Origin of the sequence: Exiguobacterium sp. s26 (assembly GCF_018618235.1) — a bacterium.
Classification (GTDB): domain Bacteria; phylum Bacillota; class Bacilli; order Exiguobacteriales; family Exiguobacteriaceae; genus Exiguobacterium; species Exiguobacterium chiriqhucha.
This window is the reverse complement of sequence record NZ_JACSLS010000013.1, coordinates 18,268-43,672: the sequence shown is the minus strand read 5'-3', so window position 1 is coordinate 43,672 and position 25,405 is coordinate 18,268. Positions and strand designations below refer to the sequence as shown.

Below are 25,405 nucleotides of genomic sequence, written 5' to 3'. Positions count from 1 at the left end.
CACGGAAGTTAAGCGCTTCAGCGCCGAAAGTAGTTGGGGGTCTCCCCCTGTGAGGATAGGACGTTGCCAGGCCAACGCGAAAGACGATCAAGCATCCGCTTGATCGTCTCTTTTTGTATATAAGTCGCATCTATTTCGGATAGGAAGGTTGCCTATATGACTCGAAAACCTAAACATAATCCTTTCACATTTATGGAAACATTGGAGCAACATGTACGCGAAGATCGTGTCTCTTTTCATGTACCTGGTCATCACAATGGAACAGTAAGAGATGAGAAACTTCCGACTGTATTTCAAAAAATAATGCCGTACGATTTAACAGAACTCGGACACTTGGATGATTTACACCATGCTGAAGGTATTATTCTAGAAGGAGAGAGGGCGCTAGGATCTCTTTATCAAAGTAAAAGTAAATGGTTAGTGAATGGGTCAACGGCGGGAAACTGGAGTCTGTTGGCAGCAACTGTGAAACGGGGAGAACGAGTATATGTACAACGTAATTCCCACAAATCCGTGTGGAACGCCATTGAGTGGCTCGGTTTAGAACCCATTTTACTCACTCCTGAATTAGATAGAGGGAGCAGTTTACCGACTGTCGTCACATTAGAAACAATTCAAGATGCTGTCACGCAGTACCCAGGTGGGAAGGCCCTCCTACTGACGTCTCCTACTTATTACGGAGATATGGCAAACATCCCGGAGATCAGTGCTTATTTGCGTCCGTTGCATATTCCTCTCTTAGTTGATGAAGCACATGGCGCTCATTTGATTCATCCTACATTTCCAAAGCGATCCGCTATTTTCGAAGGAGCTAGCGCCGTTGTCCAGTCTGCTCATAAAACCCTTCCAGCGCTCACGATGGGTGCTTGGGTCCACTATAAGGAAGAGATTAATGAGAAACGTTTATTTCATGCACTCTCTTCTTTTCAAACGTCTAGTCCGTCTTATTTGATTATGGCTTCACTCGATTACGCTAGAGAGTATCTCGAAAATTTGAGTGAACGAGATTGGACACATATTCAAAAAAGTCATTTCGCATTCATCATGGAAATGAGACGAGCTGGCTTTTCAATCAAAGTGGGCGATGATTTTACCAAAATGACCGTACTGACATATCCGAAAAATGGTCTCATCTTTAGTCAACATTTGGCGTCAATCGGTATTGATGCGGAACTAGCTGCAGAAGATCATGTGTTATTCTGCCTGCCGTTAAGGGAATTAAAAAGCCAAGAGATTCAACATTGGGTAAAACTGATTAAAAATGCATCACAACATGTCCCGCTCATTGTCGAAGATGAAACAATTTATCCTTACCCGATGACAGAACGTGTTTCGGTGTTGCATGCTATTTCAGATGATGCAGATATCATTCGCAAATCGTTTGAACAAGCAATAGGAGCCGTCGCTGCAGAAACTGTTATCCCTTATCCACCAGGAATTCCGTGGATACTAAGAGGAGAAGTCATCACACACGAGAAAATTAGAGTATTGAATGAATGGATTTCACTAGGACGGAACCTGCAAGCGAGTAGGCATGTTATGATGAAACAAATTGATGTTATCGTAGAGGAGTTTTAATCGTGAAAGGTATGTTTATTACTGTAGAAGGTCCCGACGGTTCGGGGAAAACCACGCAGTTGCAATTGTTAGTTCGTTCATTGACTGAAAAAGGATACGAAGTAGTCGTCACTCGAGAACCAGGAGGGACCAAAGTCGGAAACAGTATTCGAGAGGTCTTATTATCACCAGAACATGATGAAATGACCCCACGCGTCGAGATGATGCTGTATGCCGCGTCCCGTGCCCAAAACATCGATCAAGTGATTCGACCTGCTCTTAAACGAGGGGCGATTGTTGTGTGTGATCGATTTGTCGATGCCTCGATTGCCTATCAAGGATATGGACTCCAATATGATTTGAATCAAATTCTATCACTGAACGAGTGGGCAACGGCCGGGATTAAACCCGATTTGACTTTCCTCTTTGATTTGACCCCTGATCAAGCGAGTCGTCGCATGAAAGATCGAGGTCAATTAGACCGTATCGAGAGCCGAGATGAGTCTTTCCATCAACGCGTATACGATGGGTTCAAAAAAATATTAGAACAACATCCGGATCGGATGGTTCGTATCGATGCGAACGCTACAATTGAAATGATTCAAGATGAAGTGTTAGACATTACGTTAGAACGATTAAATGAAAGAGGAGTGACGCAATGATGAAGATGGTAATCGCGATTGTACATGATAAGGACAGTGCTCGGTTGTCAGATGCTTTAATCGAAGAGGACTTCCGCGCAACAAAATTAGCCACAACGGGAGGCTTTTTGAAAGAAGGTAACACAACGTTCATGATTGGTGTACCAAAAGAACGGTTAGATGATTTGCTCGCGCTAATCAAATCGAATTGCTCGAGCCGAGATCAAATGATCACGCCGATTTCACCGATGGGCGGTCACGCTGATTCATATATTCCGTATCCGGTAGAAGTACAAGTTGGCGGAGCGACTGTGTTCGTCTTGCCGATTGAAGGATTCCATCAGTTTTAATGGGAACGGTCACGAATATGAGCTTTCAAGAGTTAGCGAAATCTCAAACGGTTATCGCCAAAGTGATTGAAAATTCGATTGTCGCTCAAAAGGTGGGTCACGCCTATATTTTCTCAGGAGATTATGAACCTTATTTAATTGAGACGGCGCAACTGTTTGCAAAATCCCTTTTTTGCGAGTCGCCTGACGGAGTAGAGCCGTGTGGCAGTTGTCGAAACTGTAGACGGATGGATTCGGGGAACCTCGTCGACTATATGGAAGTGGAACCGGATGGGGCCAGTATCAAAAAAGAACAAGTTCAACAATTGTTGAGCGACTTGTCGCTACGTGGAGCAGAAGGGGACCGTCAAATATATGTCATTCATCAAGCGCATAAAATGACACCTCAGGCGGCCAACAGTCTCTTAAAATTTTTCGAAGAACCGGGCGTTGGGAAACTGGCCATCTTGGTCACGACCCAGCCGCAACTCTTATTACCAACCATTCGCTCGCGGGCTCAGCATTTAGTGTTTCGACCGATTGATCGAGAACGGCTTGTGGAAACGTTGGTCGCAGACGTGCAATGTACGAGCGATTTAGCACGTCTTGCTTTAGAGACATATCCGAAATTCGAAGACGCCCGTGAGGCGCTTCACAACGACTGGTTTGTACAGGCGTATGGGCTAGTGGTACAATTAGTTGAAGTGTTGACAAAACGCCCGCAAGAATTGCTTTTATTCGCCCAAGAAAAATGGCTCGGTCATTTTAAAGGGCGGAATGAATTGCGAGTCGGTCTCGAGCTGTTCGGAAATTGGTTGGAGCAAGCGCTCCACTTCAAAGTGCGAACAGACTATGTTCCGGAGTTGTTTACGAAAGAACAAGCGCTATATACCGCGTTTGTAAAAGATCGTCCGGTTCATAAAATCGTCCATGCTATTGAATCTGTCCATGAGGCGATTCGACGGCTTGAGGCAAACGTCAATCCTCAATTAACGTTCGAACGGTTAACGTTCGATTTGCAGAAAGGATAGGAGAGCGTGCTTGAAGTAGTCGGAGTCCGTTTTAAAGAAGCGGGAAAAATCTATTACTTTTCACCAGGCGAAGCAACGCTTGAACGTGGAGACCATGTCATCGTAGAGACGGTACGAGGCATCGAATACGGTGAAGTCGTCCAAGTTGGTAAGCAACTGGGTGAAGACGAAGTAGTATTGCCGTTAAAGACAATCCTTCGTGTCGCCGATCAAAAAGATGCCGAAATCGTTCAAGACAATCGATTGGCAGCATTTGACGCTCACGCCGTCTGTGAAGAAAAAATTCGTGAACATCGACTTGAAATGAAGTTAGTAGATGTTGAGTATACATTTGATCGTAATAAAGTCATCTTTTATTTCACGGCAGAAGGGCGCGTTGATTTTCGGGAACTCGTCAAAGATTTAGCAAGTGTGTTTCGCACCCGAATCGAACTCCGTCAAATTGGAGTTCGGGACGAAGCGAAACTGCTGAGCGGAATCGGGCCTTGTGGTCGTGTGTTGTGCTGCTCCTCGTTTTTAGGGGAATTTGAGCCGGTATCGATTAAGATGGCCAAGGATCAGAACTTATCCTTGAATCCGAATAAAATCTCCGGTGTGTGTGGTCGTCTCATGTGCTGTCTGAAATACGAGAATGATACGTATGAAGAATTGAAGCGGGATTTACCAGACGTCGGAAAACGAATCAAAATTCCAGAAGGTGACGGACGTGTCATCGGTCTCAATATCTTGGATCAATTGATTCAAGTCGAGTTGAATGATCGGACCCGTGTTGTGACGTATACAATCGACGAGCTCGTCGAGGTCGGTGCAGTCAAACGAAAACCGTCGAAACAGTGATGGGGTGCTGAGCAGTGGAAAGAATGGATAAAAAGGAAGTCATGATGCGGGTCGATGCGATCGAGCAACAAATGCAATTGTTGACGGAGCATTTAGGGGTGCTCAAAGAGCAACTCGCCTATTTGCTCGAAGAAAACCAACACATGTATCTCGAAAACCATCATTTGCGTGAAAAAGTGGAGCAACTTGCAGAAGTCGAGACGCCTGATGGGAATCCCCAAATTGCGTTGTCCGGAAAAGGACAGAACAATCTGGCGGCGCTATACCAAGAAGGATTTCACATTTGTAATTTGCATTATGGACAAGTTAGAAAAGACGGAGACTGTCTCTTCTGCATGTCGATGCTAAATAAACATTAATAAGGGGCGATAGACGGGGGTATTCCCGTCCGTCGCCTTTGTACGTTATGTAGGAGGGAAATGGCGTGACTGTTAAACAAGGTGAACGTCTTGATGATTTGTTAGGGCGTCCCGGCAAGATCATTCAAAGTGATGACGTTTTTTCATTTTCATTGGATGCCGTATTACTCGCCGAATTTGTATGGGTGCCGATTCAAAAAGGGAAGCTCGTCGATTTGTGCGCCGGCACGGGGGCGATTCCGCTCTTTTTATCATATCGAACGAAAGGGACGGTCACGGGTGTTGAAATCCAGCCTCGCCTCGTCGACATGGCCAATCGCAGCATTGCCATCAATGAGTTGGACGAGAGGCTCCACATCGTTGAAGGGGACGTGAAAACCGCTGCCAGTCGATTAGGACATGCCCGTTACGATGTTGTCACGTGCAATCCCCCTTATTTTTTGGCGAACGAGACATCGTTACGCAATCAAAATGAACATCATACGATTGCACGCCATGAAGTCCTTTGCACTCTAGAAGATTGTATTCGTTCAGCCAGTCAACTCGTCAAACCGGGTGGGAAAGTGGCCTTCGTCCATCGTCCAGAACGATTACTCGACATTCTGACGCTCATGCGGGCGTATCGGATTGAACCAAAGCGAATGCAACTCGTTTATCCGAAGCAAGGTCGAGACGCGAACACATTGTTAATAGAGGGGTCGAAAGATGGAAAAGCAGGGCTCACAATCTTACCTCCGTTTATCGTTTATGAGGAAGATGACACGTATACGAGCGACATGCGGGCAATCCTCGATGCGTAAGCACTTTGCCTATATTCTCGAGTGCAACGATGGCACGTACTATACCGGATATACGACGGATGTGGATAAGCGGATGGAAGTGCATAACAACGGAAAAGGTGCGAAATATACACGGGCTCGTCTCCCGGTGACGTTGCGATATGTCAGGTCGTTTGCGACCAAACGCGAAGCCATGCAGTACGAATGGTCCATCAAACAACTCACGCGGGCTCAAAAACAGCAATTGATGGAGGGAACGAGTAATGAACTCACAGAAAAGTTACCAGACTGATGGGCCCACGCTCTATGTTGTGCCGACGCCGATTGGAAATTTAGAAGACATGACGTATCGGGCGGTTCGAATTTTAGGAGAAGTCGATTTGATTGCGGCTGAAGACACGCGCCAAACGATGAAACTCTGTCGCCATTTCGGCATTGAGACGAAACTGGTCAGCTACCATGAGCATAATAAGCACGTGAGTGGCCCTCGCTTAATCGAAGATATCGAGGCGGGCAAGTCGGTCGCCGTGGTCTCAGACGCTGGCATGCCGGGTATCTCAGACCCTGGGAGTGACCTCGTGAGGTTGGCCATTCAAGCGAGGCTCGCCGTCGTCGTACTCCCTGGAGCGAACGCAGCATTGACGGCTCTTATCGCCTCTGGTCTTGCGACCGAGCGGTTTTTGTATTATGGATTCTTGCCCCGTAAAAAGAAAGAGCGCCTCGATGTGTTGTCATCCTTACAATATGAACCGGGCACTATCATTTTTTATGAAGCGCCACATCGGTTAAAAGAGATGCTGACCGGGATTCAAGACGTGTTCGGCAACCGGCAACTCGTTCTCGGACGAGAGTTGACGAAAACGTTTGAAGAGTTTTTACGAGGGACGGTAGAAGAAGCGTTGGTCTGGTGCGAAGGCGAAGTACGCGGCGAATTCGTCGTCATGGTGGAAGGATCGACGGAAGCGGCACCGACACACGATTGGTGGGAGGCACTATCGCCCCTCGAGCACGTCGACCGTTACATTGAAGATGGCTTAAAACCGAACGCTGCCATTAAACAAGCCGCTAAAGAGCGGGGTCTGTCACGGAGTGAAGTGTATGACGCGTATCATCAAGTCGACAAAAAAGAGTAAGCAAGGAATCCCTTGCTTACTCTTCGCTATAGTAATTTTCGAGCATGTTTTTCAACTCGACGAGAACGCGTTGTGCGCCTTCTGGTGAAAGGATCAATTTACCGTCAGCCAACTTGAAGTTGTCATCCGATACTTCGCCCGTCACTTGGCAAGTCATGTTCGGTTTGTATTTTTTCAACACGATTTGATCGTTGTCGACGTAGATTTCAAGTGCATCTTTCTCAGCGATCCCGAGTGTGCGGCGCAATTCGATTGGAATGACGACACGACCGAGCTCATCAACTTTCCGTACGATACCTGTAGATTTCATTTTGTGTTTCCTCCTCCAATGGTGTCGAAATCTCTTGGTGACATGAGTCGTCAAAATTCGACAATGTTACTACAGCAAAAAGCATACTAAACTTTCCAATTGCAGTCAACTGCTTACTATTGGAAATCTACATTTTCGAAAAATGACGATGTAGGAGCGATATATACCTAAAATTCCCCGAAAGTTAGGACCTGAAACAAAGAAAGGGTTTTTTTGGAACATATTTTATGAGATAACAACAAAAAAATTCCAAACAATTGGTTTGGAAATTCTTTTGTCGAACCGTGTATAATGGAAATTGCAAATGTCGAAAGGATGGAGAACATACAATGGCGAAGCCTACTTTTTATATTACGACTCCGATTTACTATCCGAGTGCCAAACTACACATCGGTCACGCTTATACGACGGTGGCCGGCGATGCGATCGCGCGCTATAAGCGTTTGAAAGGTTTTGACGTTCGTTATTTGACTGGGACGGATGAACACGGTCAAAAAATTCAAGAAAAAGCGAAAGAAGCCGGTGTGACACCGCAAGCGTTCGTGGATGAAGTTGTCAAAGACATCAAAGTGTTATGGGACCGTCTCGAAATCTCATATGACGACTACATCCGTACAACAGACGCACGCCACAAAGCTGTCGTCGAGCATGTGTTCGAGACGCTTCTTAAAAATGATGATATTTATCTCGGAGAGTATGAAGGTTGGTACTCGATTCCTGATGAGACGTATTATACGGAGTCTCAGCTCATCGACGGGAAGAGCCCGGACAGCGGTCACCCAGTCGAACTCGTACGCGAAGAGTGTTACTTCTTCCGTCTCAGCAAGTATGCGGATCGTTTGATCGAGTACTTCGAGTCGCACCCTGACTTCATCTTGCCAGAATCGCGCAAAACGGAGATGATCAACAACTTCTTGAAGCCGGGTCTTCAAGACTTGGCTGTCTCACGGACGACGTTTGACTGGGGTGTACAAGTCCCATCGAACCCGAAGCATGTCGTATACGTATGGGTCGATGCCCTTACGAACTATATCTCTGCCCTCGGCTACGGGTCGGACAACGACGAGTTGTTCAACCGCTATTGGCCAGCCGACGTCCATTTGGTCGGAAAAGAGATCGTCCGGTTCCATACAATCATTTGGCCAGCGTTGCTCATGGCGCTTGACCTCCCGTTACCGAAACAAGTTTTCGCACATGGTTGGTTGCTCATGAAAGACGGCAAAATGTCGAAATCAAAAGGCAACGTGGTCGACCCGATTCCACTGATCGACCGATACGGACTCGACTCGCTCCGCTACTATCTTCTTCGTGAAGTTCCATTCGGGGCAGACGGCACGTTCACACCGGAAGCGTTCGTTGATCGCTTGAACTTTGATCTTGCGAACGACCTCGGGAACCTGCTCAACCGGACCGTGGCCATGATTAAGAAGTATTTTGATGGTGAAATTCCTGCTTATGCGGGCAATGTAACGGAATTCGATGCCTCATTGCTTCAAGTCGTCAACGAGACGAAAGCGAAGACGGAAGCGGCTATGGAACACATGGAGTTTTCGGTAGCGCTCACAAGCATTTGGCAACTCGTCAGCCGTGCCAACAAATACATTGATGAGACGCAACCGTGGGTTCTCGCGAAGGACGAAACGAAGCATGACGAACTGGCGTCGGTGATGACTCACCTCGCCGGCGTCCTCCGTCACGTCGCGGTGATGATTCAGCCGTTCATGACACGGGCGCCGAAAGAGATGTTCCGTCAGCTCGGTCTCGAAGGAAAAGATATGTCATGGGAAGCGCTCGATACGTTCGCAGCCTTCGATGGAGCCGTCGTCACAGACGGGACACCGATTTTCCCGCGTCGTGACGTCAAAGAAGAAGTCGATGCGATTCAAGAAATGATGCGTCAAGCGTCGCAAGCTCGTGTCGAAGAAGCCGAAGCGGAAGCGGGCGACGTCGAAGATGAGGACGTGCGTCCGGAAATCACGATTGACGTCTTTGACCAAGTCGAGTTCCGCGTCGGCCAAATCGTCGAAGCCGATAAAATCAAGAAGGCGAAGAAGTTGTTGAAACTTCAAGTCGATCTTGGCGGGGAGACGCGTCAAATCGTCTCGGGTATCGCGGAATGGTATACGCCGGAAGACTTGGTTGGCAAGAAAGTCATCGTTGTCGCCAACTTGAAGCCGGTCAAACTGCGTGGCGAATTGTCACAAGGGATGATTTTAGCGGCTGATAAAGACGGCAAGCTTGAACTTGCGACCGTATCTGAGAATATGCCGAACGGGGCCATCGTCAAATAATCGTTTGGGGGAGACTTCGGTCTCCCTCTTTGTCTATACAAGGAGGAACTATCATGTTGATTGATACACACACACATATCAATGCAGAACAGTTCAATGAAGACGTCGAAGCGACGATTGAACGAGCTCGTGCTGCGGGCGTTTCCCCGATGCTCGTCGTCGGGTTCGACAATCCGACCATCACGCGTGCCATCGAGCTCGCGGAAACGTATGAAGACATTTACGCGATCGTCGGCTGGCACCCGGTCGACGCCGTCGATTGCACGGAGGCCGACTTGGCAAGAATCGAGACGTTGATGGATCATCCGAAAGTGATGGCGCTCGGGGAGATCGGGCTCGACTATCATTGGGACAAATCACCTAAAGATGTTCAACAGCGCGTGTTCCGGCAACAAATCGCCATCGCGAAACGGACGAATATGCCGATCGTGATTCACAATCGGGAAGCGACCGCCGACGTGCTCGATATTTTAGAGGAAGAACACGCCGAAGAGGTCGGGGGTGTGTTCCATAGTTACAGCATGTCCGTCGAACTGTTGGAGCGCTGTCTGCGTTTGAACTTCTATATTTCTCTTGGGGGACCGGTGACGTTCAAGAATGCGAAAGTACCGAAAGCGGTGGCACAACAAGTCCCGCTCGATCGACTCCTCGTAGAGACAGACTGTCCGTATTTAACGCCGACGCCGTTCCGTGGCAAGCGGAACGAACCGGCTTACGTCACGTATGTCGCCGAAGAGATTGCATCGCTACGTGACATGTCTTACGACGCACTTGCTGAGGCGACGACCGCTAATGCGAAGCGCCTGTTCCGTCTCCCATGATGTTCAGACGGATCGTGTTAAGCGTCGGCGTCGTGGCCACCGCTGTGTTCGCCTATATGGCGATGCAACCAGAACCTGTCACCATCATCGATGACGGAGTGACGATGGTGCATGAGAGTCGGGGCGAGTCGGTGTTAGATGTGCTTGAAGAGACGGGGATTGTCGTTGACGAGTCAGACGTCGTGACGCCGGCTTTGAGTGCGGATATCCCGCTCGACCGAGTTATTCAGATTGAGCGGGCCCGTACCGTCTCGCTACAAATTGGTTACGGACAAATCGAAACGGTTGAGACGCGTGAACGGACTGTCGAAGACGTGTTGCTTCGTTATGGAGTGAGTGTCCGTGACGGGGACGATGTGTACCCGGGCGTCCGTACCCCGATTACATCGGGTATGACCATCCGGTATCAGCCTGTCGTCGCACTCGATGTCATTGTCGGCGCTGAGGCGAAGACGGTTCATACGATGGCTCAAACTGTCGAGCAGGCGCTACAGGAGGCGAATGTGACGGTTTCTGACAAGGATACTGTCGAACCGGCTCTGGCGACACCAGTGCGAGACGGGATGACAATCACGGTCAACGTGAGTCGAGACGTCGTGCAGTATGAGAATCGACTCATCCCATTTGAAATCGTCAGAGAAGAGGACGACACGCTTGCGCTCGGAGAAACCGAGGTTGTTCAAGTCGGTGTCCCTGGACTCGAACGGACGCGGTATGCACTGACAGTGGAAAATGGTACAATTACAAATCGGACCGAAACGAGCGTGGAAACGCTGCGAACCGTGCGCCCTCAAATCATAAAACTTGGAACGAGAATCGTAACTGAACCAGAGGCGAATCAAGAGACCGAGCAAGAACAAGAGGAGACGGCAACGACCGAACCGTCGAGCCCGTTTCGAGAGGAAGCAGAGATTAAAATCGAAGAGACGCCTCGAGCCGAGGACGTCTTAGATTTCACCTCTGCGAAACAGCTTCTCGTCGAGGCGACGGCGTATACGAACAATGCGGAAGATACGATCACGTTTGACGGCAGGGTACTGACGCGCAGCGGTTATGATGTGACGGACACGATTCTGTATGAAGGCATGCGAATCATTGCAGTCGATCCAGCCATCATCCCGCTCGGCACACGCGTGTACGTTGAAGGGTTTGGGATGGCGATTGCCTTAGATACAGGCAGTGCCATCAAAGGCAATAAAATCGATGTGATGATGGATTCGAAAGATGAGGCAGTGACGTTTGGGCGTCAGCCACTCACGATTTGGGTCATCCCCAAGCAAGAAGAGAAAGAAGGAACTGATGATGCGTGAAAAGATACAAGAAGTGATTGTCGTCGAAGGTCGAGACGACACGACGCGGCTACAAGAAGTGTATGACGTCGATACGATTGAGACGAACGGGTCGGCCGTTTCGAAGCAAACAATCGAGCGAATCAAACGTGCCCAAGAGACACGGGGCGTGATTATTTTGACGGACCCGGATTATCCGGGTGACCGAATCCGGGCCATCGTCGAGGAGCAAGTCAAAGGGTGCAAGCATGCCTATCTCCCTCGAGCCGAAGCGAAAGACAAGCGCGGTAAAATCGGGGTCGAGCATGCTTCTCCCGCGACGATTCGCCGTGTGCTCGAAGCGTTGTATGAACAGCGGGTTGAGATGGACATGCCGCTCGTCACCCGTCAGATGGTGCTCGAAGCCGATTTGATTGGCGGACCAGACGCGGCGCGGCGGCGCAAACGACTCGGGGTGTTACTTCGCATTGGTGAACCGAACGCGAAACAGTTTGTGAAACGTGTGGAAGCGTTACGGGTCACGATTGAAGAATGGGAACGAGCACTGGCTCAGTTAGAGGAGGAAAATCATTGAAAGACATCGCCACAATTCAACGCACGAAATCAATTCTAGAACGTCACGGCTTCTCGTTTAAAAAGTCGCTTGGGCAGAACTTTTTAATCGATTTAAATATTTTGAATAAAATCGTGGACGCCGCGGAGCTGGGAGAGGCGAGCGGGGTGCTCGAAATCGGTCCCGGTATCGGGTCATTGACGGAACAGTCTGCCAAGCGGGCTAAAAAGGTCGTCGCCCTCGAAATCGACCAACGTCTGCTTCCGATTTTGGAAGACACGATGTCTCCTTATCCACACGTGCATGTCATCCACGGCGATGCGCTCGAGCTCGATATTCAATCCATCGTCGAGCGTGAGTTTTTCAGTCAAGGTATCGAAGACATCTCGGTCGTGGCGAACTTGCCGTATTACGTGACGACGCCAATCATCATGCGTTTACTGGAAAGCCAAATCAAGTTCCGTTCACTCGTCATGATGATTCAAAAAGAAGTTGCCGAGCGGATCGGAGCGAAGCCTGGGACGAAAGCATACGGCTCTCTCTCGATTGCAATTCAGTATTACGCAGAGGCGAACGTGAGCTTTATCGTCCCGAAAAGTGTGTTCATGCCGGCGCCGAACGTCGATTCAGCGGTCATCACGTTGAAGATGCGCCCCAAACCGGCGGTCGACGTGAAGGATGAAGCCTTCTTCTTTGAGATTGCCCGTGCCAGTTTCGCGCAACGTCGGAAAACGATTTTGAATAACTTGACGAATCACCTGGGCAAAGATAAAAAAATGGAAATCGAACGTCTCTTGGGTGAGGCTGAAATCGATCCAAAACGGCGAGGCGAAACGCTTTCGCTTGAAGAGTTTGCACGGTTAGCGGACACAATTTTACCACTTAAAAACAGTTGACGACCGGATAGCGAATCGATATAATATTAATCTTTATTTTCATTTCTGAATGTGTTATACTTGTAACAGTGAGGTGAAGCGTATGCCAAAGACGTTGCAAGAAATCAGACAGAAACTCGAATCGCATGTTGGAGAACGATTGACGTTGAAAGCAAACGGCGGTCGTAAGAAAGTCGTTACTCGGTTTGGAACGCTCGTTGAGACGTATCCCGCGGTGTTCGTCGTCAAATTGGATGAAGACCATCATAACGTGGAACGTGTCTCATATAGCTACGCTGATGTCCTAACGGATACAGTTAAAATTGAATTCAGCAATTGAACGATAAATGAGAGGCGGATGCATTGGCAGCTGCTTCTTTTTTTGTGCGCTCGTTTACGGTACAATGGCGAACAGGAGATACATGGGAAGGGTGAACGATATGCGCACGATCAGTGTGAAAGCGCCGGCAAAAATCAATTTGACGCTTGACGTCCTTGGGAAGCGGGCAGATGGCTATCATGAAGTAGAAATGGTAATGACGACAGTAGATTTATCGGATCGACTGGAATTGACCGTCCTTGATACAGACGAGATTCGGATTCAATCTGAACATGCCTATGTGCCGAATGACCACCGGAACTTGGCGTATCGTGCAGCCGAGTTGTTGCGGAAGCGATTTGGCATCAAGCAAGGTGTCGAAATCGTATTGGATAAGCAGATTCCGGTCGCGGCAGGGCTAGCTGGCGGATCGAGTGACGCTGCCGCGACGCTTCGAGGTATGAACGACCTGTTCGATCTCGGCCTGTCGTTAGAAGAGTTGGCCGAACTTGGGGCCGCCGTCGGATCGGACGTATCGTTTTGTGTCATGGGGGGAACAGCCATCGCGCGCGGACGCGGTGAACAGTTAGAGACAATCCCGTCACCGCCACCGTGTTACGTCGTCTTGGCGAAACCGAAAATCGGGGTATCGACGGCCGACGTCTATCGCGCGGTAGAGATGGAGAAGATTGTGCATCCAAACACCGAGGCTATGGTCACGGCGATTCGTGATCGTGATTTTGACGGCATCTGTTCAAACTTAGGCAATGCCCTCGAGGCGGTCACGCTCGAACTTCATCCGGAAGTTCGCCAAATCAAAGAAACGATGCTCCACTGCGGAGCGGATGGGGTGCTCATGAGTGGAAGTGGTCCGACCGTATTCGCACTAATTGAGCATGAACAAAAAGCACATCGTGTCTATAACGGGCTGAAAGGATTTTGTCCTGAAGTGTTCGTCGTTCGGATTCTCGGCAAAAAACATTGAACAAAGACGAATGAGAATGATATATTCTGTTTAGAACATTCGTCTATTATTGAAGAAGTGAAGGGGAATCCGTATGAAAATTCGTAGAAGTGGTCGTCTCGTTGATATGACCCGTTATTTGCTGGACCATCCGCACCAGCTCGTCTCGTTATCGATGTTTTCGAGCCGTTATAAAGCAGCCAAGTCATCCATCAGTGAAGATTTGGTCATTGTCAGTGAAATGTTGGCCCACGATGGCACGGGTAAACTGGTCACGGTGCCAGGAGCGGCCGGTGGCGTCATGTTCATCCCAGGGTGGAGCAAAGACAAGTCGCTCTCGATGATCGACGGGCTATGTGAACAGTTGTCGAAGCCAGAACGGTTGCTCCCAGGAGGTTATCTCTATTTGACAGACGTCCTCGGTAACCCGCGTCAAGTGAAGCCGATGGGCCAAGTATTCGCCTCGGTGTTCGCTGATCGGAAAGTCGATGTCGTCATGACGATTGCGACGAAAGGGATTCCGCTCGCCTACGCTGTAGCCGAGCAACTCGGGGTACCGTTTGTCATCGTTCGGTCCGATAGTCGTGTCACCGAAGGTTCGACCGTGAGTATCAACTACGTCTCCGGTTCGTCGAAGGCGATTCGCACGATGGCGCTCGCGCGTCGCAGTTTGCCACGTGGCGCGAACGTGCTGTTGATTGACGATTTCATGAAAGCTGGCGGAACGATTCGCGGAATGATGAGTCTCTTGAACGAGTTCGAAGCGAACCTTGCCGGTGTCGGCGTACTTATGGAAGCAGAAGGCGCCGAGAAGAAAATGGTGAGCGAATACGTCAGTTTAATGAAATTGACGAACGTCGACTCGGATGAAGGTCTCGTCACGATTTCGCGTGGAAACGTCGAACAGTTCTTAAAGTGATTGGCAAAAAATTGATTTCGTTTTATGATGAAAGGGTATAAGATTCGTACGAATTCAATCGGTTCGCTTGGAATCATCTCAGCCTTTTAGAAAGTACACCACGGTCCAGACAACGATGAAAAGGGGATGCGAAACATGCAGATCACAGACGTAAAAATTCGCAAAGTCGCGACGGAAGGTAGAATGAAGGCACTGGCCTCCATTACACTCGACCACGAATTTGTGGTACACGACCTTCGAATCATTGAAGGGAGTACCGGTCTGTTCGTAGCGATGCCGAGCAAGCGGACGCCAGAAGGGATTTTCCGTGACATTGCTCACCCGATTAATGGAGATATGCGTCAGAAAGTCGAGGCTGCCGTTTTAGAGGCGTACGGTCAAGAGGACGTCGCCATCGCCGAGACGCAAGCCCAATATAATGCCATGAACGAGTAATATTTGACAGCGGATGGGGATCCTTCCGCTGCCTTTTTACGTTTCATTGGTTACGAATAGGTACAACGGTTGAAACCGCGTCATGGTTTCGATATAGTAGATACGGTGTAAATAAGGTTTGAATGTATAAAAAACCGAACATTTGAGTACATTACAGTCGATATGAGATAGGAGCGAATCAAGAATGGATCGTTTTGCAGTCATTTTGGCAGCAGGTAAAGGGACGCGCATGAAGTCGAAGCTTTATAAAGTACTTCATCCGGTCCTTGGAAAACCGATGGTCGAACACGTCGTCGATCAACTCGACAAAATCGGGGTCAGTCGTCAAATCGTCATCGTCGGCCATGGGGCTGAAGCGGTACAAGAGACGTTGGGCTCACGCGTGGAGTATGCGGTCCAAGAACAACAGCTCGGTACGGGCCATGCGGTACAGATGGCAGAAGCTGAACTCGCAGGCAAACCTGGCGCGACGCTCGTCGTTTGCGGCGATACACCGCTATTGACAGCGGAAACGCTCGAGGCGTTGTTGGCCCATCACGAGGCGCAACAGGCAAAAGTGACCGTGTTGACTGCGATTGCTGATGATGCGACTGGATATGGCCGCGTCATCCGCGGGGAAGACGGAAATGTCACAAAAGTCGTCGAGCATAAAGATGCGTCTGACACTGAACTAGAGATTCGTGAAATCAACACCGGAACGTACGTGTTCGATAACGAGCTCTTGTTTGATGCATTGAAGCAAGTCGGGAATAACAACGCTCAAGGCGAGTACTACTTGCCGGACGTCATCTCGATTGCGAAAGAAGCAGGCGAAGTCGTGGCAGCACACACGGCGCCGACATTCGATGAAACGATCGGCGTCAACGATCGTGTCGCTCTCTCACAAGCTGAAGCGGTCATGCGCAAGCGGACGAACGAACGCCTCATGCGTGAAGGTGTCACATTCATGGATGCAGCTTCGACATACATCTCACCAGATGCCGTCATCGGTTCGGATACGATCATCTATCCAGGGACGGTCATTCTCGGGAAAACGATTATCGGTTCAGAGTGCGTGATTGGTCCAAATTCAGATATCCGCAATAGCGTCATCGAAGACGGTGCGACGGTTCGTCAATCGGTCGTAAGTGACAGCCGTGTCGGAACTGAAGCACAGGTCGGGCCGTTCGCCCACCTTCGTCAACAAGCAGTCCTCGGCGCGAATACGCGCGTCGGTAACTTCGTGGAAATCAAAAAATCAACGTTCGGAGACGGTGCGAAAGCATCACATCTCAGCTATATCGGAGATGCTTCGATCGGGGAACGCGTCAACCTCGGCTGTGGCTCGATCACGGTCAACTATGACGGCAAGAACAAGTTCGAAACGGTCGTCGAAGCCGATGCATTCGTCGGCTGCAATGTGAACTTGATCGCTCCGGTGAAAGTCGGAAAAGGCTCAATCGTAGCAGCCGGTTCGACGATCACGGATGACGTTCCTGAAGAGGCGCTTGCGATTGCACGCGAACGCCAAACGAATAAAGAAGGTTACACGAAACGATAAGTTGCTGCCTATTATTATGGAAAACGATGGAGGAGAATCCTAAACATGTCTACTGTATATGAACGTGAAATTCGCCTATTTAGCTTAAACTCAAACCGCCCACTCGCCGAAGAGATTGCCAAGGAAATTGGCATCCCGCTCAGCGATTGCCAAGTGAAGCGGTTTAGCGACGGAGAACTTTACATCAACATCGAGGAGAGCGTGCGAGGCGATGATGTGTACATCATTCAATCGACGAGCTCACCGGTGAACGAAACGCTCATGGAGTTACTCGTCATGATCGATGCGTTGAAACGAGCATCGGTTCGGACGATTAACGTGGTCATGCCATACTACGGTTACGCTCGCCAAGACCGCAAGGCGCGCTCACGTGAGCCGATCACAGCGAAACTTGTCGCTGATTTATTGACGGTTGCAGGTGCCACGCGTTTAATCACGATGGACTTGCATGCTGCTCAAATCCAAGGTTTCTTCAATATCCCAGTAGACCAATTATTAGGTGTTCCACTCATCTCGACGTATTTTGAGACAGATGAATTTAAAGCGAAAGACATTGTCGTCGTTTCACCGGACCACGGTGGCGTCACGCGTGCCCGTAAGCTTGCCGAACGCTTGAAGGCTCCAATCGCCATCATCGACAAGCGTCGTCCTGAAGCGAACGTGGCTGAAGTCATGAACATCGTTGGCAGCGTTGAAGGCAAGACGGCCATCTTGATCGATGACATCATCGATACAGCTGGAACAATCACGCTCGCGGCCGATGCCATCGTCCAAGCTGGTGCAAAAGAAGTGTACGCCTCGTGTACACACCCAGTGTTATCTGGACCGGCAATGGAACGGATCGACAACTCGTCAATCAAGGAACTTGTTGTTTTGAACACGATCGATTTAGAAGGTCGCGAATGTTCAAGCAAAATCAAGCAGATGTCGGTTGCCCGTTTGCTTGGAGAAGCGATCATGCGTGTCCACGAGCACAAATCGGTGAGCACACTGTTCGATTAAAAAAACGAGGCCCGAAGGCGTTCGCCTTTGGGCTTTTTTGTTCAGGAGGAATAAGATGAAATGTATCGTCGGCCTCGGGAATCCAGGCAAAAAGTATGAGATGACCCGTCACAACGTCGGATTTTTGGCGATTGATCGCCTTGCAGACAAGCATGGGATCAAACTCGATGAAGCCAAGTTTAAAGCATTGATTGGAACGGGAAGAATCAATGGAGAACGTGTCGTCCTCGTCAAACCGCTCACGTATATGAATTTATCAGGCGAGTCGGTCCGTCCGATTTTAGATTATTATAAGATTGAGATTGACGACTTGCTCGTCATTTATGATGACTTGGACATGGTCCCAGGAAAGCTGCGGTTCCGTCCGAAAGGCAGTGCCGGCGGACATAATGGCATCAAGTCGTTGATTCAGCATTTAGGCACACAAGACTTTAAACGTCTGAAACTGGGGATTGGCCGTCCGCCGCATCCGATTAAAGTGGTCGATTGGGTGCTTATGAACTACCGTAAAGAAGACATGTCAGAATTAAAAGATACGCTCGATCAAGCTGTGTCCGCCGCAACCGATTTTGTGGATACTGAATGGATTGCGCTCATGAATCGATATAACTAAAGGGTCAACGTACCCTTTTTTGTCGTATGAGGTGGAGGAAAACAAATGAATGCTCTAGAGAAATTCATGGTGACGTTACCTGAGACGAACGTGATTCGGGAGCGGTTGCCAAAAGTCGATCGACAACTCGTCACCGGATTGACGACAAGTGCCAAGGCGCTTGTATTGGCGGGTTTGGCGAAAAATTCGCCAAGACGTCTCGTCGTCGTCACGCATAACATGTATCAAGCACAAAAAATGTACGATCAACTCGAGTCGCTCATCGGTCCGAGCAAAACGTTGCTTTATCCGATTGATGAGACGCTCGCTGGCGAACTATCCCTCACATCGAGCCCAGAATTGCTGGCCGCTCGGATTGAGGCTCGGACACGTCTCCTTGACGAAACGGGAGGCGTCATTGTCGTGCCGCTCGGTGGCTTGCGCCGTTATATCCCGAACCCGTCAGACTGGAAGATGAGCCATCATCACATCAAACCTGGACAAGAGCTCGATTTAAAGCCATTCGCCGAGACGCTCATTACGCTCGGTTATGAACGGACGGCCACCGTGACCGCACCGGGTGAATTCTCCGTCCGCGGCAGTATTTTAGACGTTTATCCGCTCACGGCAGCGCGCCCGTATCGTATCGATTTGTTCGACACCGAAGTCGATTCCATCTTTACGTTTGATGCCGAGACACAGCGTTCGCTAGGTGTCGTCGGCGAAGCGGTCATCCCACCCGCCACCGAGTTCATCGCCTCACGCGACCAGTTGCAGCAGGCCGGACAAGCACTCGAACGTCAATACGAGCGGACGCTCTCGCTCGTCGAGACCGAGACGATCCGGCAAGCGCTCGAAGATGGAATTGCCCGGGACATCGAACAGTTCGGTCGAGGCGAGGCTCCTGAAAAAGTTGGGAAGTACACACCGCTCCTGTATAGCTCGACGCTCCTCGATTATGTTGGGGCGGAAGCGGTGTTGATGTTAGATGAAGTGGCACGGATTGAAGATGCTGCCGACGTGCAAGACCGCGAAGAAGCGGAATGGTTCTCGTCGCTCATCGAACGAGGGGAGTCGGTCAGCAACTACACGCTCGCCGTCCCGATGCATAAAGTATTCCGTACGTTGAAGCAAGTCGCGTTCTCCTTGTTGCCGTCACGACGGTCCGGAATTCCGGAGACGAACACGGTCCACCTCAGCTGTCGCCCGCTCCCGGCGTTTCATGGCCAGATGCACTTATTGAAACAAGAAGTCGAACGGTGGCAACAAGGTGACCATCGCATCGTCTTCTTGGCAGGCGATCAAACACGGGCCGATAAAGTAGTGGAGTTGCTTGACGATTATGGAATCTCATCCACGTTCACAAATGTGGACGGTGAGCTGTTGCCGCGTCACGTCCATGTTATGATCGGCCAAATCGAAGGCGGCTTTGAACTCTCGACGAGCCGTCTCGTCGTCGTTTCCGAAGAAGAACTGTTCAAGCGCGTCACGAAGCGGAAACGTCAAACGAAGAATTTGACGAACGCCGAACGGATTAAAAGTTACCAAGAATTGAAGCCGAACGACCATGTCGTCCACATCCATCACGGAATCGGGAAGTACCTAGGCATCAAGACGATTGAAGTCGGCGGCATTCATCAAGACTACTTACATCTCGTCTATGCCGGCGACGATGCGCTGTACGTCCCCGTCGATCAAATCGATCTCGTTCAAAAGTATGTCGGGGCCGAAGGTAAAGAGCCGAAGATTTACAAACTCGGCGGAACCGAGTGGAAGAAGGTCAAATCGAAAGTCGCCAAATCGGTGGAAGACATCGCCGATGAACTGATCAAGCTGTACGCGGCGCGTGAAGCGTCCGTCGGCTATGCGTTCCCAGGTGATGACGAAGAGATGAGCCAGTTCGAAAGCTCGTTCCCGTACGCAGAGACAGAAGACCAAGTCCGCTCCATCGCCGAAATCAAAGCGGACATGGAACGGTCGCGGCCAATGGACCGTCTCCTTTGCGGCGATGTCGGTTACGGCAAGACGGAAGTGGCGATTCGAGCCGCGTTCAAAGCCGTGCTCGCCGGGAAGCAAGTCGCGTTCCTCGTGCCGACGACCGTGCTGGCGCAACAACATTACGAGACGATGCTCGAACGGTTCAGTGAATTTCCAATCAACGTCTCTGTCATGAGCCGCTTCCGCTCGAAAAGCGAGATGGCGGCGACGAAAAAAGGCTTGAAAGAAGGGACGATTGACGTCGTCGTCGGGACGCACCGCGTCTTGTCGAAAGATGTGACGTTCGCCGACCTCGGTCTCGTCATCATTGATGAAGAGCAGCGGTTCGGGGTCAAGCACAAGGAACGGCTCAAGCAGTTGAAGACGAATATCGACGTCTTGACGCTGACGGCGACACCGATTCCGCGGACACTCCACATGTCGATGATCGGCATCCGGGACTTGTCGGTACTCGAGACACCGCCGGAGAACCGCTACCCGGTGCAGACGTATGTCATGGAATACGATGGTATCGTCTTGCGGGAAGCACTTGAGCGCGAACTCGCGCGAGGCGGACAGGCATTCTTCCTCTACAACCGCGTCGAAGGCATCGAGCGGAAGGCAGAAGAGATTCGCGCTTTGTTACCGGAGGCACGCATTGCGACGGCACACGGTCGGATGACCGAGACAGAACTCGAGAGCCAGCTCATCAGTTTCCTAGAAGGGGAAGCGGATGTGCTCGTCTCGACGACGATCATCGAGACCGGCATCGATATCCCGAACGTGAACACACTCATCGTCCACGATGCGGACAAGATGGGGCTGTCACAGCTGTATCAGTTGCGCGGACGTGTCGGGCGTTCCAACCGGATTGCCTACGCCTACTTCACGTATCGGAAAGATAAGCGTTTGACCGAGGTCGCGGAGAGCCGGCTACAGGCCATTAAAGAATTCACGGAGCTCGGGAGCGGGTTCAAGATTGCGATGCGCGACTTATCGATTCGCGGCGCCGGCAATCTGCTCGGGGCCCAACAGTCCGGATTCATTGATTCGGTCGGATTCGACTTATACTCACAAATGTTGTCCGAAGCCATCGAGGAACGGAAAGACCGGATGCGCGGACAGGCGAAACAAGTCGTCTTCAAACCAGAAATCGCGTTCCAAGCGGATGCGTACATTCCGGACGATTATTTATCGGACAGCGAATTGAAAATCGAGATGTACAAACGCTTCAAGTACGTCGATACACCAGAAGCGTTGTTCGCCCTCCAGGACGAGTTGATTGAACGGTTCGGCGAATTCCCGGAACCGGTCGCGCTCCTCATCCAACTGACGCGTCTGCGCATCTATGGCGAGATGGCGAAAGTGGCACGCATCAAACAGTCTCCGGGCCGCATCGAGATGGTATTGTCGCTCGAATCGACGACGGCGCTCGACGTACCGTCATTCATGGAATGGACGATGCCGCTCGGTCGGAAACTCGGTGTCGGACAAGACAACGGTGCCCTCAAATTGTCGCTCAGTGGCCGCATGCCGGTCGTCGAACTGTTGAACGATGCCGATACGGTGCTTGAGGAGCTCGTGAAGAGGTTGGCGCATGCGGTCGCCAAGTAAGTTTGCGACCGGCGTCGTCTTATTTGCGCTCGCGGGCTATCTTTCAAAGTTCATCAGTTTCGCTTACCGAGTGCCTTACCAAAATATCGCCGGAGACTTCGGGTTGTATGCCTATCAGACGGTGTATCCATTTGCCGCGATCGTCGCTTCGCTCGGCATGTATGCGATGCCGGTCGTGATTGCCAAAATCGGTGTCGGGGCACATGGACCGAGGCGAAAGCTCGAAGTGTTATGGGGCAGTTTTTACGCCTTGCTCGGTTTAGCCGTCATCCTTGTCGTCACGATGTGGATGCTAGCACCTGTCATCGCCCGTCTCCTCGGGGACATGGAACTCGCACCGACGCTGCGGATCATCAGCCTGAGTTATTTACTCATGCCAGCTTTGGCGGTCCTCCGCGGTTCGTTTCAGTCCGTCGATGACTTGCGGCCGAGTGCGATTTCTCAAGTGCTCGAGAACCTCGTTCGCGTCACGGTATTGCTCGTCGCCTTGTTGATTGGCGTGCGCTTCGGTCAAGATGCCTATACACTCAGTCGATACGCGTATGGGGCGACGCTCGTCGGAGGTGTCATCGCCATCGTCATCTTGTCATTATGGGCGAAGCAGTTACGGCTCGTACCGGTACAACCCACGACGTTGCGGTCTGTCCTTCGAATCTTACTGACGACGGGGTTTGCCGTCGGTTTCGCCTCGCTCGGGATTTTATGGATGCAACTCGTCGACTCGTTCACGGTTGTCAATCTGATGGGCGGGGATTATGCGGCGAAAGTCGGCAAAGGGGTATTTGACCGAGGCTATCCGCTCGTTCAATTCGCGATTCTTTTCACGACGGCGCTCGGGATGGCAAACGTCCCGAACTTGGTGCGGCATTATCGTGCCGGTCGTATCGAAGCGACCTCTTCCGGACTCAGTTCGATGATTCGCGTGACGACAACGGTCGCAGCTGCGGCCACAATCGGCTTGATGGGTGTCATGTTCCCGTTGAATGTCGCGCTATTTGAGAACGCGGCCGGGACGACAGCGCTCGTCTTGCTCTCGACGAGTACGTTCGCCGCGTCGCTTGCCGTGGCGAGCATGACGTGTCTACAGGCGATTGATCGGGAACGCACAGCTGCTGTCGGTATGATTCTCGCCATCGGCGTGAAGCTCGGCAGCAACTTGTGGCTCGTCCCTTACTATGGCATCGCCGGGGCTGCCCTCGGGACCTCGATTGCCTTTTTAGCGATGGCCGCGTTCAATTTCAATCGGCTCGATCAAATCATCCCGCTCGGCATGCTCCGGTTTCGACATTATGGACGTCTCGTCAAAGCGGTGGCGCCGATGGGTGTCATCTTGCTCGGCTTGAACGTCATGGCGCTGGATGGCCTGACGCATCGTCTCGATGCCCTCATCTGGCTCGTCTTCATGCTCGTGCTCGGGGCCGGCATTTATGTCTGGCGGTTATGGAAAGAACAAATTTTGACGATAGAAGAATGGGAAATGATTCCGTTCGGAGGTCGTCTCATCAATCTGCTAGAAAAAAAGGAGAACTGATATGAGTTACGGAATTACGGTCGTCGGCCTCGGGTCTGGCGAACTTGATCAACTACCGCTCGGTGTCTATCGTCATTTGAAGCAGCAACCGCTCGTTTGGTTGCGCACGAAAGAACACCCTGTCGTCAGCGAACTTGAGGCGGAAGGCGTGACGTTCGAATCGTTTGATGCGATTTACGAAGCGAGTGACACGTTCGAGGACGTCTACCGACAAATCGTTGAGACGTTGCTTGAAAAGAGTGAAGAGCTAGCCATCACCTATGCCGTACCGGGACATCCGTTCGTGGCGGAGCGGACGGTCGAGTTGCTCGTCGAACAAGGTGCGGACGTCACGTTCCTCGGCGGTCAGAGCTTTTTGGACGCCATGTTCCAAGCCCTCCGCATCGATCCAATCAACGGCTTCCAATTACTCGATGCGACGGCGCTCGATGTCGAACGGATTCAAGTGACTCAACACGTATTGATTGGTCAAGTGTATGACGGGTTTGTGGCCGGAGACGTGAAAGTCCAATTGATGGAACGATATCCGGATGAGCATATCGTCAAACTCGTGACAGCCGCTGGGACAAAACATGAGCGGGTCAGTGAAATCCCGCTCTATGAGATGGACCGCGTGGCAGAAGTCGACAACTTGACGACGCTCTATGTGCCGCCATTGACGGACGAGACGCATTTGGCGCGCGAATTTTCGACGTTGAAGCACATCATTGCGACGCTCCGCGGTCCGGACGGCTGCCCGTGGGACCGGAAACAGACGCATGAGTCGCTCCGCAAATATTTGCTCGAAGAAGCGTACGAATTGATTGAAGCAATCGATACGGAAGACGATGATGCGATTGTCGAAGAGCTCGGTGATGTGTTGCTTCAAGTCATGCTCCACGCCCAAATCGGAGCGGACGAAGGCTATTTTGATATTCGAGACGTCATTGGCACCGTCAGTGAGAAGATGGTCCGCCGTCATCCTCATGTGTTTGGGGATGTGACGGTCGATGATGCCGATGAAGTGGTGATGAATTGGAATGCGATTAAACAAGTGGAAAAAGGGGAAAAGAGAAAATCGCAGCTAGACGGAGTTCTCATGACGCAACCTGGTTTGATGCGGGCCGAGCAATTGCAGAAGAAAGCTGCGCAAGTCGGTTTCGAATGGGACGATGTTCAAGGTGCGTTCGAGAAATTGGAAGAAGAACTCCACGAGTGGAGAAGTCAGCCTGAAGATGAACGAGAACTTGGGGATGTCCTCTTCTCAATCGTCAACGTGGCGCGCTATTTCAAGTTGAACGCCGAGCAGGCGCTCGAACGAACCAATCAAAAATTTAAGAGACGATTCGAATACATTGAAGCGAACGGCTCCCTCGAAGAGATGACGCTCGAAGAGATGGATCGGCTCTGGGATGAAGCGAAGGAGAAGGGAATATGAGACTAGACAAGTTTTTGAAAGTATCCCGCTTGATTAAGCGGCGTACGTTGGCGAAAGAAGTCGCCGACCAAGGCCGGATTCAATTGAACGGACAAGTAGCGAAAGCGAGCACCGACGTCAAAGTCGGTGATGAGTTACAAATTCGATTCGGGAACAAGCTCGTCACGGTCGTCATTGACTCGATTGCCGAGCATGCCCGCAAAGAGGATGCGAAAGAAATGTACCGCTTGCTCAAAGAAGAAAAGGTGAACAGTGGTACGGAAGCGTAAAAAAAAGGTATACTGAACGTA

26 protein-coding genes are annotated in these 25,405 nt (G+C 50.6%); 25 read left to right on the top strand and 1 reads right to left on the bottom strand.

The genetic code is table 11. The annotated features are described in order from the left end of the window. The first annotated feature begins 156 nt into the window (after positions 1–156). The 9 genes from KNP82_RS14115 to rsmI all read left to right on the top strand — a co-directional run bounded on the left by KNP82_RS14115 (position 157) and on the right by rsmI (position 6,666). Positions 157–1,578: an aminotransferase class I/II-fold pyridoxal phosphate-dependent enzyme gene (locus KNP82_RS14115; protein ID WP_021065765.1), complete on the top strand. Its 1,422-nt coding sequence runs from the start codon at positions 157–159 to the stop codon at positions 1,576–1,578. 2 nt (positions 1,579–1,580) lie between these two features. Further along, positions 1,581–2,219, top strand: coding sequence for a dTMP kinase (gene tmk / locus KNP82_RS14110; protein WP_029594396.1), 639 nt, complete (start codon positions 1,581–1,583; stop codon positions 2,217–2,219). Continuing rightward, a complete protein-coding gene (locus KNP82_RS14105; RefSeq protein ID WP_029594397.1) occupies positions 2,219–2,548 on the top strand; it encodes a cyclic-di-AMP receptor in 330 nt (109 codons plus the stop codon). The genes tmk and KNP82_RS14105 overlap by 1 nt, the downstream gene beginning before the upstream one ends. After that, entirely contained in the window at positions 2,548–3,558 is a 1,011-nt protein-coding gene (locus KNP82_RS14100; protein ID WP_021065762.1) for a DNA-directed DNA polymerase, read from the top strand. Before KNP82_RS14105 ends, KNP82_RS14100 begins: the two co-directional genes overlap by 1 nt. A gap of 6 nt (positions 3,559–3,564) precedes the next feature. Further along, complete coding sequence (locus KNP82_RS14095) at positions 3,565–4,395, top strand: PSP1 domain-containing protein (RefSeq protein WP_021065761.1); 831 nt, start codon at positions 3,565–3,567, stop codon at positions 4,393–4,395. 23 nt (positions 4,396–4,418) lie between these two features. After that, on the top strand, positions 4,419–4,754 hold the full coding sequence (gene yabA, locus KNP82_RS14090) for a DNA replication initiation control protein YabA (protein ID WP_029594398.1): 336 nt from the start codon (positions 4,419–4,421) through the stop codon (positions 4,752–4,754). 65 nt (positions 4,755–4,819) lie between these two features. Beyond that, a complete protein-coding gene (locus KNP82_RS14085; protein WP_021065759.1) occupies positions 4,820–5,554 on the top strand; it encodes a tRNA1(Val) (adenine(37)-N6)-methyltransferase in 735 nt (244 codons plus the stop codon). Next, a complete protein-coding gene (locus tag KNP82_RS14080; protein WP_021065758.1) occupies positions 5,547–5,825 on the top strand; it encodes a GIY-YIG nuclease family protein in 279 nt (92 codons plus the stop codon). Before KNP82_RS14085 ends, KNP82_RS14080 begins: the two co-directional genes overlap by 8 nt. Next, positions 5,797–6,666, top strand: a complete 870-nt coding sequence (gene rsmI / locus KNP82_RS14075; protein WP_214828471.1) for a 16S rRNA (cytidine(1402)-2'-O)-methyltransferase — start codon at positions 5,797–5,799, stop codon at positions 6,664–6,666. The genes KNP82_RS14080 and rsmI overlap by 29 nt, the downstream gene beginning before the upstream one ends. Positions 6,667–6,682: 16 nt before the next feature. Here rsmI and KNP82_RS14070 read toward each other — a convergent pair whose 3' ends face one another. Beyond that, complete coding sequence (locus tag KNP82_RS14070; RefSeq protein ID WP_012727742.1) at positions 6,683–6,976, bottom strand: transition state genes transcriptional regulator AbrB; 294 nt, start codon at positions 6,974–6,976, stop codon at positions 6,683–6,685. Positions 6,977–7,305: 329 nt separating this feature from the next. Between KNP82_RS14070 and metG the strand changes: the two genes are divergently transcribed. From metG to KNP82_RS13990, 16 genes are all read left to right on the top strand, one after another. After that, positions 7,306–9,267, top strand: a complete 1,962-nt coding sequence (gene metG, locus KNP82_RS14065) for a methionine--tRNA ligase (RefSeq protein ID WP_214756926.1) — start codon at positions 7,306–7,308, stop codon at positions 9,265–9,267. 53 nt (positions 9,268–9,320) lie between these two features. Then, positions 9,321–10,088, top strand: coding sequence for a TatD family hydrolase (locus KNP82_RS14060; protein ID WP_029594400.1), 768 nt, complete (start codon positions 9,321–9,323; stop codon positions 10,086–10,088). A 14-nt stretch (positions 10,089–10,102) separates the two neighbouring features. Beyond that, complete coding sequence (locus tag KNP82_RS14055) at positions 10,103–11,398, top strand: ubiquitin-like domain-containing protein (RefSeq protein WP_353049068.1); 1,296 nt, start codon at positions 10,103–10,105, stop codon at positions 11,396–11,398. Beyond that, positions 11,391–11,951, top strand: a complete 561-nt coding sequence (gene rnmV / locus KNP82_RS14050) for a ribonuclease M5 (protein ID WP_214799962.1) — start codon at positions 11,391–11,393, stop codon at positions 11,949–11,951. The genes KNP82_RS14055 and rnmV overlap by 8 nt, the downstream gene beginning before the upstream one ends. After that, the gene (rsmA, locus tag KNP82_RS14045; RefSeq protein WP_021065752.1) at positions 11,948–12,826 is read left to right on the top strand and encodes a 16S rRNA (adenine(1518)-N(6)/adenine(1519)-N(6))-dimethyltransferase RsmA; all 879 of its coding nucleotides are present in this window, start codon (positions 11,948–11,950) and stop codon (positions 12,824–12,826) included. The genes rnmV and rsmA overlap by 4 nt, the downstream gene beginning before the upstream one ends. Before the next feature lie 82 nt (positions 12,827–12,908). Further along, on the top strand, positions 12,909–13,145 hold the full coding sequence (locus tag KNP82_RS14040; RefSeq protein WP_021065751.1) for a Veg family protein: 237 nt from the start codon (positions 12,909–12,911) through the stop codon (positions 13,143–13,145). A 100-nt stretch (positions 13,146–13,245) separates the two neighbouring features. Then, complete coding sequence (ispE, locus tag KNP82_RS14035; protein ID WP_034796941.1) at positions 13,246–14,109, top strand: 4-(cytidine 5'-diphospho)-2-C-methyl-D-erythritol kinase; 864 nt, start codon at positions 13,246–13,248, stop codon at positions 14,107–14,109. Between the two features lie 73 nt (positions 14,110–14,182). Then, positions 14,183–15,007 (top strand): pur operon repressor, encoded by an 825-nt coding sequence (gene purR, locus KNP82_RS14030; protein ID WP_021065749.1) that lies wholly within the window; start codon positions 14,183–14,185, stop codon positions 15,005–15,007. Positions 15,008–15,142: 135 nt separating this feature from the next. Further along, on the top strand, positions 15,143–15,442 hold the full coding sequence (gene spoVG, locus KNP82_RS14025) for a septation regulator SpoVG (RefSeq protein WP_021065748.1): 300 nt from the start codon (positions 15,143–15,145) through the stop codon (positions 15,440–15,442). Positions 15,443–15,626: 184 nt separating this feature from the next. Beyond that, on the top strand, positions 15,627–16,982 hold the full coding sequence (gene glmU, locus KNP82_RS14020; protein ID WP_021065747.1) for a bifunctional UDP-N-acetylglucosamine diphosphorylase/glucosamine-1-phosphate N-acetyltransferase GlmU: 1,356 nt from the start codon (positions 15,627–15,629) through the stop codon (positions 16,980–16,982). A gap of 45 nt (positions 16,983–17,027) precedes the next feature. Further along, complete coding sequence (locus KNP82_RS14015; RefSeq protein ID WP_021065746.1) at positions 17,028–17,984, top strand: ribose-phosphate diphosphokinase; 957 nt, start codon at positions 17,028–17,030, stop codon at positions 17,982–17,984. A 55-nt stretch (positions 17,985–18,039) separates the two neighbouring features. Further along, positions 18,040–18,597, top strand: a complete 558-nt coding sequence (pth, locus tag KNP82_RS14010; RefSeq protein WP_214756921.1) for an aminoacyl-tRNA hydrolase — start codon at positions 18,040–18,042, stop codon at positions 18,595–18,597. 45 nt (positions 18,598–18,642) lie between these two features. After that, entirely contained in the window at positions 18,643–22,167 is a 3,525-nt protein-coding gene (mfd, locus tag KNP82_RS14005) for a transcription-repair coupling factor (RefSeq protein WP_214828465.1), read from the top strand. Then, a complete protein-coding gene (locus KNP82_RS14000; protein ID WP_214828462.1) occupies positions 22,151–23,698 on the top strand; it encodes a polysaccharide biosynthesis protein in 1,548 nt (515 codons plus the stop codon). The genes mfd and KNP82_RS14000 overlap by 17 nt, the downstream gene beginning before the upstream one ends. A gap of 1 nt (position 23,699) precedes the next feature. Beyond that, positions 23,700–25,115, top strand: coding sequence for a bifunctional methyltransferase/pyrophosphohydrolase YabN (gene yabN / locus KNP82_RS13995; protein WP_214828459.1), 1,416 nt, complete (start codon positions 23,700–23,702; stop codon positions 25,113–25,115). Continuing rightward, positions 25,112–25,384 (top strand): RNA-binding S4 domain-containing protein, encoded by a 273-nt coding sequence (locus KNP82_RS13990; RefSeq protein ID WP_021065741.1) that lies wholly within the window; start codon positions 25,112–25,114, stop codon positions 25,382–25,384. The genes yabN and KNP82_RS13990 overlap by 4 nt, the downstream gene beginning before the upstream one ends. The last annotated feature ends 21 nt before the right edge of the window (positions 25,385–25,405 follow it).